The following is a 13,049-nucleotide window of genomic DNA, read 5'->3' as shown; positions in this document are numbered from 1 at the left end:
ACATGGACATCTGCCAAGACAGCTGAGAGCTTAGGGTCTTAGGCTCAGGATTGAGAGTGCCTTAGTAAGGAGCCGCCAATAATGACGGCTGATATCCCTAATTTATCTAGAATTTATCTAGATCGAGGACGCTTAAATTTTGAGGGTCGAGGGAAGTATCTCACTGGCTCGTTCCGCAAAGCGTAAGCCATAAACCTCCGCCAGATCGGTGCGGCATAGCCACCACCTGTTACCCCTCGCCCAAGGGGTCGGTTGTTGTCTCGACCAATCCAAACTGCGGTAGCCATCTGGGGTACATATCCCACAAACCATACATCTCGCTCTGAAGAGGTTGTTCCTGTCTTACCCGCCGCCTGACGCCCTATGTAGGCAGATTTTCCGGTACCTCCGTTAATTACACCGGTTAGGGTATGGTTAAGGGAAGCAACCGCCCATTGATCTAGCACCAGCTTAGGCTTAGGGGTATTATCTAGCAGCACATTGCCTTTACTATCGGTCACTCGGACAATTAAGGTAGTGTCAGAGTGCCAGCCATTATTGGCAAAAGTAGCATAGGCTCCTGCCATTTCCAATGGTGTTACCCCAACTGACCCTAGGGGTAAGGATAGCACCGGTTGCATCGGACTCTTAATCCCAAGGGTCTTAACCACATCAACGACTTTATCAAGTCCCACTCTCCTGCCAATCTTCACCGCTGGCACATTGCTCGATTGAACAATTGCGGTGCGAATGCTCATGGCACCAGAGTAGCCACCACCATAGTTTTTGGGTCTGTAATAGCCTCTACCATCTCGATAACGAACGGGGGTATCGTAAACAGTGGAACGGGGGGAATATTTACCTGTGGCAAAGGCAGTATAGTAAACAAATGGCTTAAAGGATGACCCAGGCTGACGTCGAGCTTGAGTAGCACGGTTGAATTTGCTCTTTTCATAGCTGTATCCCCCGACTATCGCTTTCACAAAATGGGTACGGGGGTCAACGGCGGCTAATGCCACTTGATTATCGTAAAGTCCACGGCGACGCAGGGTGTAATGAGCACGATTAATGATCTTTTCTGCCTGCTTTTGGAATTCGTAGTCAACCGTGGTCTGAACTCGCATTCCGCCCTTGGTGACCGCTTCCTGACCAAATCGCTCTTTTAACTCCACCACAGCAGCTTCTGTGACGAAAGGCAATTTACTGGTGCTCCAGGAAGTACTTTTCCCAATTAACAGGGGCTGTTCCTTAGCTTGTTTTTCTTGGGCTGCTGTAATCCATCCCAAATCCCGCATCCGCCTTAAGACAACGGCTTGTCGCTCTTTAGCTTTAGAGTAGTTGCTGAAGGGACTGTATTCTTCTGGGGACTGGATTAGCCCTGCCAACATGGCTGACTCCCCTAAGGATAGCTCAGATGCTGGCTTAACAAAGTAGCTGCGGGCAGCTGTTTCAATGCCATAGTTATTGTGACCCCAATAGATTTGATTGAGGTACAATTCCAAAATCTCGTCTTTAGAGAAGATTTGCTCAACTCGGATAGCGAGTACAGCTTCAGTGATTTTGCGGCTAAAGGTGCGTTGCCGAGTCAGAAACAGGTTTTTCACCAACTGCATGGTGATTGTAGAACCCCCCTCTACTACTGTCCCTTGTCTCCAGTTGACTAAAAAAGCACGACCGACGCTATTGGGGTTAACCCCATAGTGCATATAGAAGCGACTGTCTTCTATAGCTAGTACAGCCCGCTTGAGTTGAGGGTTGATTTGGCCGAATTCGAGCACTTCCCGATTCGCTTCCCCATGAAGGCTCACTAGAGGTCTACCCTTGACATCGTAAATGTAAGTTGTTTCTGTCGGTGTGTAGTTCCGGAGCATGCGCACATCTGGCAGGTTACGGAAGCTAGTCGCTAAGCCCACAAGTCCACCAGCTACAATCGAGCTAGCTAACATGGTAACCCCGAGGATAGTCCCTCCAGTTACCTGAGCCACCCCTTGCACAAACTGCAATACTTGTGAAGGCTTTCTTTTCCGATTTTTCCGATCTTGTGGTTGTCGAATAGTGCTATATGGCACGGTGATTTCATTTCCTTACTAAAGAACAGACATGTAAGCTAGGGGCTGTGCTTGGGGTGTTTTTTTTACTTCCTATAAGTACTTTCTATAAGACAATTCCAAGGATAGGTGGGCAGAGCAGGAATGTCTAGGACAATTATTTCTCGGTAAATTCCGGCAGTTACTTGCAAAAACTGTAAGTGTATCCATCTTTTCGGTGTATTGCTGATATATCTTGAGGGTTGCAGCTTTTATAGCCCTTCATTCCTAACGGGGTAAATCCAAAGCTTCCTTTACTTCTAGGAGTTACCTTGCCTATACCTAGTCTTTGATGTTTGGCTATGTCTCCAGTGACCCAGCCCTTAATTGGTTTTAATGGATTGTGCCTGACGGGGTAACCGTACTTGTTGAGTGCTGCTTTTTGTCTGCCTCCCTGCCCTTTGCAAGTAACTAACAGTGGCTGAGACGTTTTCAAGACTAAGGTCTCAATATCCCCAACGCAAGCAGCATCAATCCAGTGCTCCTTAGGAAGACCCAGTCTAGTCCGGTTGTACTTGGTCTGCGCTCCGGTTCCAGTAACTACAAACTTGATATTTTGGAGTACTTTCACTAACTTGTTACGAGTTGCATTTACCGCTGCCGCATCCAATAATGGTTGTTTGGCTTTAGTTTTGATTTTTTGGAGTAAACTTGGCTTCTTTTTTAGGAATTCCTCTATAGGTTTGTTTCCTTTTCGTTTATTACATTTTTCGCAGGCTAAGCAGAGATTACTGACTCGATTACTTCCACCAAATGACTTTGGGTGAATGTGCTCGATCTGCAAGGGAACAGACTGTTTACCGCAATAGGTACATTCTCTTCCCCATTTATCAAGTAAGTACTCCCTAACTTCGTAGCCAGCTAGTTCACCTTGTTGGTACTGAATACCATTGATTTCGGGATTCGGCATTTTCTGGGTATCAAACTTAACTCTTTCGACCCAAATTTCATTGACCGGGCAAAACTTGGTTAATCGCTTTACCCACGTTTCAATAGTCGAAACCCTGTGTTCTAGGCTGGGTGGGAGCCAAGCCTCTGAACGTTTGCGATTAAAAAACCGTGGCTTTCTGTAACGGGTGTGACGATTACGTCTTCGGTGCCTTACAGCTTTTCTAGACTCTAATTTTTTATTGATCAACCCTCCTCTGTGTTCTAACTCCATTCCCCAAATGATTTGGTTGTTTTGGACTAGAGCAAATCCAGTTGTTTGGCTACCAGGATCAATCTTAATTTTACAAGGTGATACAATTGGATTATCAATCGCTGTTTTTAAGATGATCGTGAACGGGTACATCCGAAAAACAGCAGCTTTACCTTTGTCTAACAACCGACGAGCTTTCTTTGGTGGAATAGGGTTTAATGGCTGCTTGTTTGTGTCAATAACAAATACATACTTTGGCATTTTTAGTGCTCTCAATTTGGTAATGTGTTCCTTGACAATGTTGGGATGGCTTGTTGGGCTAACCACACATTTGCCTTTGTCTTAATGATTAGCGACAGAGCCAGAAGCTGGAGTTCACCTCTGGGTGTCATAACCAAACCAACCTAGGAATCGCACCTGAGTCTGCATCCTAGTTGGCAATCCCGGAGATTACCGGGAATTCCCTAGGCTTTGGCTAGGAGGATTACTTACAAGTCTTGAGCATCGAATTTCTTAATAATGCCAGGACGTTATGGATAAGTGTCAAGCCCTACAGGTAAGCTTCTACTTAAGCTTCAACTACTGTAGCGATAAATAATTTTTGAATTAAAGCTAATTCTAGCCAATTCATACCATTTTGTATTCTACGACGGTCATTTCCCGTCTTGATGCAGTCCCTGTGGCAGATGCATCCACCGATTGAACCCTTGAGAGCCTAAAGCATGGGGGATTTAATCCCTATCTTACAAGCGATGCAGCGCCGCCAAAGGGGGTTCCCCCCATGAGCGACTGCATCAAGAAGAGTGGGCAAAAGCCGCATCTCGTAACAGTTGTCAACGGTTTTTTGTATAATAGTTAGCGGCATTTAGACATGGTTTTGGCAAGTGTCGGTCTAGCTGCTTAGAATTTGTAAACGATCCTTAGGATAAATTTAAACAATCTGTACTAACCTAGTTAATTGCCAACCATAGTCCCAACCAATGTCAAATTTTGAAATTCCCCTTTCTAACCAGCTAGCTTGGCTAGACAGAGGTACCAGTGAAATTTTTCCCCTACAACCGGATTCTCAGGATCCGAGTGAAAATCTAGCTATTCGGCTCAAGCAAGCTGAGCGTCCCTTACGGGTCAAGTTAGGTATAGACCCAACCGGTGCGGATCTCCACTTAGGTCATAGTATCCCAGTCAGAAAACTACGGGCATTCCAAGATGCTGGTCATACCGCTGTCTTAATTATTGGTGACTTTACCGCTAGAATCGGTGACCCTACCGGGAAGTCTGAGGTACGTCGCCAGTTGACACCAGCTCAGGTCAAGGAAAATGCTGAAACTTATCTGTCACAGGTGCGCCCTATTCTAGATTTTGATACCCCAGGACGGCTAGAAATTCGCTATAACTCTGAGTGGCTTAACCAGTTGGATTTGTCTGAGATTATTGAGTTGTTAGCCACTATGACCGTAGGGCAAATGCTGGCGAAGGAAGGGTTTGCTGAACGCTATCAACAACAAAATCCTATTTTCCTCCATGAGTTTCTCTACCCATTGATGCAGGGCTATGATTCTGTGGCAGTCAAGGCTGATGTGGAGTTAGGGGGAACTGACCAAAAGTTTAATATTGCCTTGGGACGGGATTTACAACGGCATTTTGGGCAATCTCCCCAGTTCGGCTTACTGCTGCCAATTTTGATTGGGACGGATGGGATACAGAAAATGTCTAAGTCTTTGGGGAATTATGTGGGCTTGTCAGATGATCCCCTGACCATGTACTCGAAGCTGGAGGGCACACCAGATCATCTATTGACGCAATATTTTGAGCTGTTGACTGATGTGCCATTGGATCAGCTTCCAGAACAGCCACGGGAGCAGCAAAAACAATTGGCTCTGACTATTGTGACCCAATATCACGGTGAAGCAGCGGCAAAAGAAGCTCAGCAGGCAGCACTAAACTTAGTAAAGGGTAGCACTACTGGTACGGGGGATTCTGTGCCAGAATTTTCATTGTCTTCTGTGGACTTTCCCGCTAAGTTGTTCTATATCCTTAAAGAATCCGGTTTGTGCCAAAGTAGTGGCGAAGGCAGGCGACAGATTCAAGGGGGAGGTGTTAAGTTGGATGGCGATCGCATTTCAGCGGTTGACCAGACCTTTGATTCCCCTGATCAATTGGTGGGAAAGGTTTTGCAGGTGGGGAAAAAGAAGTTTGCCCGTTTAGTTGATTGAAGGTATCAATGAAGGTTAGAAGGTTAGAAGGTTAGAAGGTTAGAAGGTTAGAAGGTTGAAGGTTGAAGGTTAGGAGGTTGAAGGTTAGGAGGTTGAAGGTTGAAGGTTAGGAGGTTAGGAGGTTGAAGGTTGAAGATCGGATTATTGTTCCTTTGGATGTGCCGAGCAAAGAAGATGCGATCGCATTAGTGGAGCAGTTGCCTGAGGTTAGCTTTTGGAAAGTAGGGCTGGAACTGTTTGTGAGCACTGGTTCTGAGATTATTCATACTCTCAAACATCGGCAAAAGCGGATATTTCTGGATCTTAAATTTCACGATATCCCCAATACGGTCGCTGGAGCAACAAGGGTTGCAGCCGCCTATGGTGTGGACTTAATCACCATTCATGCTGTTGCTGGTCGCAATGCTCTCAAACGAGCGGCTGAAGCGGCAGTTGAGGGAGCTTTGACAGCGGGATGTCCCCCCCCAAAGTTAATTGGTATTACTCTACTCACCAGTCTCAATTCCCGGGATTTGGCCTTTGACCTGAAAATTCCGATCGAGTTGCCCGAATTTGTCTTACAAATGGCACTACTCGCTCAAGAGTCAGGTTTGAATGGGGCAGTGTGCTCCCCCATGGAAGTATCACAGCTACGACAAGTGTGTGGTGATGATTTTCTCCTGGTTTGTCCAGGAGTACGCCCCCAATGGTCAGAAAAAGGTGATCAACGACGGGCAATGACCCCACTAGCTGCTCTACAAGCTGGTGCAGATTACCTAGTTATAGGGCGACCAATTACCGCTGCTGACGACCCAGTGGCTGCCTGGAATAGGATTTGTGAGGAATTAGCTGGTACTGGTGTATAGCTTTCAGCTGACGGGATTACTTCTAATTGCTTACTTGGGATTACAGATTAATGGGTTGAACCTTAGCAAGTTGAACCTAGAAGGTTTCCCAGAAAACTTTCAACTACACTTCTTTCAGAAGTTGGGAACAGGGAACAGGGAACAGGGAACAGTGGACAAGAATTCACGAAAACAGTATCAGAAAACTACTTTTGAAAGAGGTCTACTGTTGAACCTACCCTTCTCGAACGCCTTTGGCCAACAACCTACCAACTTTCAACTGACCAACCTTCAACCTGTCAACCTTCAACCTGTCAATCTTCAACCTGTCAACCTTCAACCTGTCAACCTTCAACCTGTCAACCTTCAACCTGTCAACCTTCAACCTGTCAACCTTCAACCTGTCAACCTTCAACCTGTCAACCTTCAACCTGCCAACTTTCAACCTACTAACCTTCAACCTCCCAACCTTCAATCTGCCAACCTCCAACCGACCAACCTTAACCCTTCAAGGTTCCTCCGACCTGCCAACCTTCAACCTTCACCCCGTCCAACCTGTTCGGTAGAGGTGGAAACCTTAACCTCCCTATTGCTGAAGGATTTACCTAGCTATGCCAATCGAGTGATTCAGAGGGCGCGGCGCTCAGACTCCACTGTGGACAATTTCAGTTATGTAATCGTGGCAGGAAAGCCAGAGTTTGAACCTCTGCCCCTTAAGTCCTTTCAATCCACGACTGTACCTAACCCAACGGATAGCGAAGCACTTCAACAAATCTTTCTAACTACCCTAGAGCGCAAGTATTTCAAGGATAAAGCTGTAGAGTTTCAGAATTATCACTGGCTATTTTTGACCAAAAGCTCTGATGGCTGGCGCTTAGTGATGATTTTTTCCCGTATTGGTTCTGTTTCAGAAGGCAAACTTCCTACACCGCCACGGGAAAGTACTAATGGTGTTATTGGTCAAGCGGTTAAGACTTGGCTCCGGGATTGTCGTGCTGGGACAATTCGAGCCTTTGAACAGAATCCCGTCAATTCCCGTCCTTGAGACAGCAAAGCATTCAGCCGTCAGTGGTCAGCCGTCAGTGGTCAGCCGTCAGCTTATTTTATTCAAAAGCACCGATTGCGCTACGGGCATCAGCTGATAGCTGATACGCGACACGCTGATAGCTTACGTTTAGAAAGATTTAAGAATTTAGCGCTGATTTCCTTCACTCTTCTAAAATCTCTACTAAGTCCTGAACCATTACATCAAACGTCCTGGCTAATTTATCCATAGAAGTATAGTCAATTGTTTTTAGACCAGGACAGCGGGCATAGTGTCTTACAGTGCTGTAAATCACTCCGGAACGGTCAGAAACTTCCTTGAGTGTCCAGCCCTTCTCCTGTGCTAGTTCTCGTACTTTCAGTCTGACTAAACCCATACTTGACAATTGATGAAGTTTATAGTTTAATAGTTCAATCGAGCAAACTATGAAAAGCGATCGCCCTCAAAAAATTTAAACACCAGGGCGATCGCACATAGCAAACCTCATGTCAAGAAACATGGAGGTAATACTAATTATGTTAACAACACCTAGCCATAAATTACCCGTAGTCACCGTATCTAAAATCAACCATAAATCGCGAGTGGTTCATCCACTGGCACGATTTGTCACTGAAAATACGGTAGCCTTGTTTTTTAATATCCAACCAGAGGAAATTTATCGCATCGATTGCTGGCAGCACGTTGTTTACGTACACGCCAAAGGTGTCAGTCAATTTGTCAGCTACGCCGATTTTCCGCCAATTTTAGGGGTAGACCCCCCAAAAACTGGAGATTACGACCGCTGGCTTAAACGGCGGGACAAAAGGCACAAATCCAAGCAATCCCTGGGTTTTTGGAGCCGATTCTACGCCCAGCAGTTTAAGCAAGCTTCCTCAAAGCTTAATCTTTATCAGTGGGGAAAATTGGTTGGTCTAGTCAAACGTGTACTTTTTGAGGCAGAATTGCAACAATTGCGGCAAATGTATGTGAACGAGAAAAGTTGGTGGGACGATTTTTGACTAGATACTATATCCTGATTCTATTGAGTCTTCTGTGTTTAACTGGCTGTAATTCCCCTGATAGTGCAGTTTTACAGTCCAACCAGGACAGTACTTTGAAGCTACTGTACTGGCAAGCACCCACTATCCTCAATCCCCATCTTTCTAATGGTTACAAGGATTCCGAAGCGAGTCGGATTACCCTTGAACCTCTGACTAGTTATGACAAAAATGGGGAGATGGTTCTGTTTTTGGCAGCAGAAGTTCCTACGGTAGAGAATGGTGGAATTGCTGCTGATGGTAAGTCGGTGACTTGGAAACTAAAGCGCAATGTAAAGTGGTCCGATGGCACCCCTTTCACCGCTGCTGATGTGGTGTTCACTTATGAGTTCATCACCAATCCAGCCGTAGGTTCGACTACTGCTAGTACCTATAAAACTATCAAAAACGTTGAAGCAATCGACGACTACACAGTCAAAGTCAACTTCAAGGATGTTAATCCAGCTTGGTTTTTAGTCTTTTCCGGTAGTGATGGCATTATTTTGCCACGGCATTTATATCAAGATTTCAATGGTGCCAATGCACGACAAGCGCCAGCCAACTTGATGCCTGTAGGAACCGGTCCTTATCAGGTCGTAGAATTTAAGCCAGGGGATACTGTAGTTTATCAGCCAAACCCTAACTTCCGAGAAGCCGATAAACCCTATTTCGAGCGAGTAGAACTAAAAGGCGGTGGTGATGCTACCTCTGCTGCTAGAGCAGTCTTACAAACCGGCGATGGGGATTATGCCTACAATCTGCAAGTGGAAGCACCGGTGTTGAAGCGACTGGAAGCGGGGGGTAAAGGTAAAGTGGTGGCTATCTTTGGGGCGTTGGTAGAACGGATTTTAATCAATCAAACCGACCCCAATCAACAAGCCCCCTCTGGAGAACGGTCTAGTGTCAAATTTCCCCATCCGTTCTTCAAAGACAAGCGAGTGCGTCAGGCTTTTAACCTAGCCCTAGACCGGGAAACCATTGCCCAACAGCTTTATGGACCAACGGGCAAAGCCACAGGGAATTTCTTAGTGTTACCAGAGCAATATAAGTCTCCCAATACTACCTATGAATTTAACCCTAAAAAAGCGGTAGCCTTGTTGGAGGAAGCAGGCTGGAAAGATACCAATGGTAACGGGATTCGGGATAAAGATGGGGTGGAGATGACCGTGTTGTTTCAGACTTCGGTCAATCCCGTGCGCCAGAAGACTCAGGAAATTGTCAAACAGACCCTAGCCTCGATTGGGGTTGGGGTAGAACTCAAGAGTATTGATGCTAGTATTTATTTCTCTGGTGATCCAGCCAACACCGATACTAACCAACGCTTCTATGCTGACCTACAAATGTTCACCACAGGGAATGATAGCCCCGACCCTGGTGCGTATCTGAAAACCTATACCTGTGATGAAATTTCCCAGAAAGCTAATCAATGGTCTCGAAAAAATGTCGCTCGCTACTGTAATCCGAAATACGATCAGCTTTGGCAGCAGTCTACAAAGGAGTTAGACCCAGAAAAACGTCGGAAAATCTTTATCCAGATGAATGACTTACTGGTTAAAGATGATGTGGTAGTTTTGCCCATTGTCCATCGGGCTGACGCAGCTGGGTTTAGCAATCAGCTGGAGGGTTATGACTTGACACCATGGGATCGCAATACTTGGAATATTATGGATTGGAAGCGGAAGTGATAGTTATTCCTAATTTTTCAAGTTTCAAGTTTCAATTAACGTCAGCTATCAGCTATCAGCTATCAGCTATCAGCTATCAGCTAGGAGGGATTTTAACTATAGGGGGTCGAATGAGTAAAATGAGCAGGGATTTTCAACGAGCCGTACCAGCATAAGCTTGTTTACTACCTCCTGTTCATTAGCTGACGGCTGTTCGCGTAGCGTGGCCAACGGCCAACGGCTGATAGCTGAATGCTTACAAATTAACTAATAATCAATTTCAATGACGCGATACTTAATTAATCGTCTTTTAGTTTCTATTCCCACCTTGATTGCTATCAGTATCGTAGTATTCGGTATCCTGGCCTTAGCACCTGGAGACCCGATGGGGGAATTTGCCACTAATCCTTCGATTACCCCAGAAGTGCGGGAAAATATTCGTCGAGCCCTTGGTTTAGACCAACCCATCCCGATTCGGTATATTAAATGGGCGTGGTCATTTATCCAAGGGGATATGGGATACTCCTTCACTAGCCGTAGTCCTGTTAGTGCCCTAATGCTCCAGCGTTTACCTACTACGTTATGGGTTGTAGGTTCCGCTTATATTTTTGCTGTATTGCTGGCGTTTCCCTTAGGAATAATTTCGGCACTTAAACGTTACTCTATCTTTGATAACATTGTCACCACCCTGGCTTTTCTAGGATTTTCTCTACCAACCTTTTTCACTGGTTTGCTGTTCATTATTCTGTTTAGTGTCCAGCTAAATTGGTTACCGTTTATCTACGACAGCACCCTGAAGGTAACAGATTGGAATAGTTTTGTTATCCAAGTCAAGCAGTCTATCATGCCCATCGTAGTATTAGGCTTATTTCAAGCAGCAGTATTGATGCGTTTTATTCGTTCATCCATACTCGAACAGCTAAATCAAGACTACGTGCGTACTGCTTATGCTAAGGGATTACATCAATTTGTAGTGGTCAATCGCCATATCTTACGGAATGCTCTGATTCCGGTTGTTACCTTAGTCGCCCTAGATATTCCTACTGTATTCACTGGTGCTTTAATCACTGAACAAGTATTCCGAGTACCTGGAATTGGTGCTTTGCTGATTGATTCTATCTATCGAAACGATACACCAGTAGTGATGGCGATTACCTTTATCTACGCTATTTTAATTGTAGTCTTTAATCTAGTCGCTGATATCCTTTATGGCATTCTAGATCCGAGAGTTCAGATAATATAGTAGGGAACAGGGAACAGGGAACAGGGAACAGGGATTAGGGAGTAGGGATTAGGGATTAGGGAATAAAAACTATCACAATTCATGATATAAATGCTATAGCTAACTGAGGTCTACAGCAGTCTATATTATAGCGTTTATCGCAGTTATGAGGTACGCTTATCAACCTCAAAGTCCCCCTTATTAAGGGGGATTTAGGGGGGTCATTTTGTACCTTATGGGATATAGAATTGCTATATAATGAGGTACACAGAATTTTTAAACTATTACTTATTAGAACTTAACTGCTCCCTGCTCCCTGCTCCCTGCTCCCTAAAATTTACCTCACCTAATTAAAAGCCTATACACTATACAAAAAATGAATTTTCTGTGGAAGTTTTTTGGTGGAGATGGATGGCGTCGGTTTCGCCAAGACCGAATGGCTGTAATCGGGTCTATTGTACTTATAATTATGGTGCTTACCATTGTTTTAGGGCCATTCATTGATAAAACACCTATTGACAAAATTGACTTTAGTCTATCCAGTGCGCCACCAAGTTGGGAACATCCTTTTGGTACTAATGATTTAGGGCAGGATCAACTGGCTCGGGTATTGTGGGGGGGACGCATCTCTTTAACGGTGGGGATTGCGGCTATGGTAGTGGCGATTTCCTTGGGAACTTTAATTGGAGCGTTATCGGGTTTCTATGGAGGAGTAATTGATACCTTCCTAATGCGTCTGACGGATTTATTTTTAGCATTACCTCAGCTACCGTTGTTACTGTTAGTGATTTATTTATTCCGAGATGTCATGCGGCAGCTGGCTGGGCCAGAGTTGGGTATTTTTATATTGATAGTGCTAGTAATTGGTTGCTTGAATTGGATGTCGGTGGCGCGATTAGTACGAGCTAGTTTCTTGACAGTGCGAGAGATGGATTTTGTAACAGCAGCTCGCTCGATTGGTGCTAAACCTCGTCGATTGATTTGGGCTCATATTCTTCCTAATGTGCTTAGTCCGGTAATTGTTGCAGCTACCTTGGCGGTGGGAAATGCGATTATTACTGAGTCTACCTTGAGTTTTTTAGGATTAGGGTTTCCCCCTGATGTTCCGACGTGGGGAAGAATGCTATTTGATGCCCAAAATTATATTGAAATAGCCCCTCATATGGCAATTTTTCCGGGATTAGCGATTTTTTTAACAGTGCTTAGTATTAATTATATTGGGGATGGATTGAGGGATGCTTTGGATCCGCAAACAAGGAGGAAGTAGGGAATAGGCAAGAGGCAATAGGCAATAGGCAATAGGCAAGAGGGAAAATGTTGGACTAATCACTCTACAGCCACTTGCCTATGTTAAAAACTAGGATACTCGATAATATCTAGGTTGATGGTTTCAAACCAAAACTCGACTAAAATACTCACGATACAAATGGCATCGAGGTACGACTCGATTACCCTGCTGCTCTACTAATCCCATACTATGTAGCTTGTAAATCTGGAGTGAATCTAATTCTACTGGCTCCCATGAAGTGACAACTTGCTGCAATGCTTTAGCTAATTCTGGTGCTTGTCGTAGTGCTTGCAAATGTCGTCGTAAATGGTTGCTGTAAATACCTGCTTCTGTGGCTGCTGCTTGTAACAACTCCTCTAAGCTGTTGCGCATTTAAACTGTGATAACAGCATTGCCTTTGTTTTTTATTTTTCGTACCCATTTTATAATTAACCCTCCTTCATTTAAAAGATGATTTAACAAACATTCTAATTCTTCAATTGATTTGAAAACTCGATTGGCAATATATTCTTTTGCTGAATGCCAAACCAATTCAATTAAGTTATAATCAGGACTATACTCGGGAAGATA

The 13,049-nt window shown here is 44.7% G+C and carries 12 protein-coding genes; 7 read left to right on the top strand and 5 right to left on the bottom strand.

Features of this window, described 5'->3' with window-relative positions:
• Positions 1-113 precede the first annotated feature (113 nt).
• Together F6K64_RS11925 and iscB are read right to left on the bottom strand one after the other, a co-directional pair.
• Positions 114-2,048: a transglycosylase domain-containing protein gene (locus F6K64_RS11925; RefSeq protein ID WP_008185213.1), complete on the bottom strand. Its 1,935-nt coding sequence runs from the start codon at positions 2,046-2,048 to the stop codon at positions 114-116.
• A gap of 160 nt (positions 2,049-2,208) precedes the next feature.
• Positions 2,209-3,468 (bottom strand): RNA-guided endonuclease IscB, encoded by a 1,260-nt coding sequence (gene iscB, locus F6K64_RS11920; protein ID WP_008185212.1) that lies wholly within the window; start codon positions 3,466-3,468, stop codon positions 2,209-2,211.
• A 719-nt stretch (positions 3,469-4,187) separates the two neighbouring features.
• Here iscB and tyrS point away from each other — a divergent pair.
• The 3 genes from tyrS to F6K64_RS11905 all read left to right on the top strand — a co-directional run bounded on the left by tyrS (position 4,188) and on the right by F6K64_RS11905 (position 7,289).
• Positions 4,188-5,420, top strand: coding sequence for a tyrosine--tRNA ligase (gene tyrS / locus F6K64_RS11915; protein ID WP_008185211.1), 1,233 nt, complete (start codon positions 4,188-4,190; stop codon positions 5,418-5,420).
• 122 nt (positions 5,421-5,542) lie between these two features.
• Positions 5,543-6,265 (top strand): orotidine-5'-phosphate decarboxylase, encoded by a 723-nt coding sequence (gene pyrF, locus F6K64_RS11910; protein ID WP_008185210.1) that lies wholly within the window; start codon positions 5,543-5,545, stop codon positions 6,263-6,265.
• Entirely contained in the window at positions 6,258-7,289 is a 1,032-nt protein-coding gene (locus F6K64_RS11905; protein WP_008185209.1) for a pentapeptide repeat-containing protein, read from the top strand. The genes pyrF and F6K64_RS11905 overlap by 8 nt, the downstream gene beginning before the upstream one ends.
• Positions 7,290-7,452: 163 nt before the next feature.
• On the opposite strand, the gene F6K64_RS11900 is transcribed toward F6K64_RS11905, so the two are convergent.
• Positions 7,453-7,665 (bottom strand): helix-turn-helix domain-containing protein, encoded by a 213-nt coding sequence (locus F6K64_RS11900; RefSeq protein WP_008185208.1) that lies wholly within the window; start codon positions 7,663-7,665, stop codon positions 7,453-7,455.
• A gap of 139 nt (positions 7,666-7,804) precedes the next feature.
• On the opposite strand from F6K64_RS11900, the gene F6K64_RS11895 reads away from it, so the two are divergent.
• The 4 genes from F6K64_RS11895 (at position 7,805) to F6K64_RS11880 (ending at position 12,458) form a co-directional block, all read left to right on the top strand.
• Positions 7,805-8,287: a hypothetical protein gene (locus F6K64_RS11895; RefSeq protein ID WP_008185207.1), complete on the top strand. Its 483-nt coding sequence runs from the start codon at positions 7,805-7,807 to the stop codon at positions 8,285-8,287.
• Positions 8,272-9,990 (top strand): peptide ABC transporter substrate-binding protein, encoded by a 1,719-nt coding sequence (locus F6K64_RS11890; RefSeq protein WP_229419064.1) that lies wholly within the window; start codon positions 8,272-8,274, stop codon positions 9,988-9,990. The genes F6K64_RS11895 and F6K64_RS11890 overlap by 16 nt, the downstream gene beginning before the upstream one ends.
• A gap of 262 nt (positions 9,991-10,252) precedes the next feature.
• Positions 10,253-11,212 (top strand): ABC transporter permease, encoded by a 960-nt coding sequence (locus F6K64_RS11885; RefSeq protein WP_008185204.1) that lies wholly within the window; start codon positions 10,253-10,255, stop codon positions 11,210-11,212.
• Positions 11,213-11,567: 355 nt separating this feature from the next.
• Positions 11,568-12,458, top strand: a complete 891-nt coding sequence (locus F6K64_RS11880) for an ABC transporter permease (protein ID WP_008185203.1) — start codon at positions 11,568-11,570, stop codon at positions 12,456-12,458.
• A gap of 123 nt (positions 12,459-12,581) precedes the next feature.
• On the opposite strand, the gene F6K64_RS11875 is transcribed toward F6K64_RS11880, so the two are convergent.
• Positions 12,582-12,851, bottom strand: a complete 270-nt coding sequence (locus F6K64_RS11875; protein ID WP_008185202.1) for an AAA-like domain-containing protein — start codon at positions 12,849-12,851, stop codon at positions 12,582-12,584.
• Positions 12,852-13,049 (bottom strand): transposase (locus tag F6K64_RS11870; RefSeq protein WP_287265468.1); only part of this gene is annotated, 198 nt, incomplete at its 5' end. It lies immediately after the preceding gene.

This window comes from Moorena sp. SIO3A2, from assembly GCF_010672265.1.
In the GTDB taxonomy this organism is placed as follows: Bacteria; Cyanobacteriota; Cyanobacteriia; order Cyanobacteriales; family Coleofasciculaceae; genus Moorena; species Moorena producens.
Note: the sequence above shows the minus strand (reverse complement) of the source record. Positions and strands in the feature narration are given on the sequence as shown.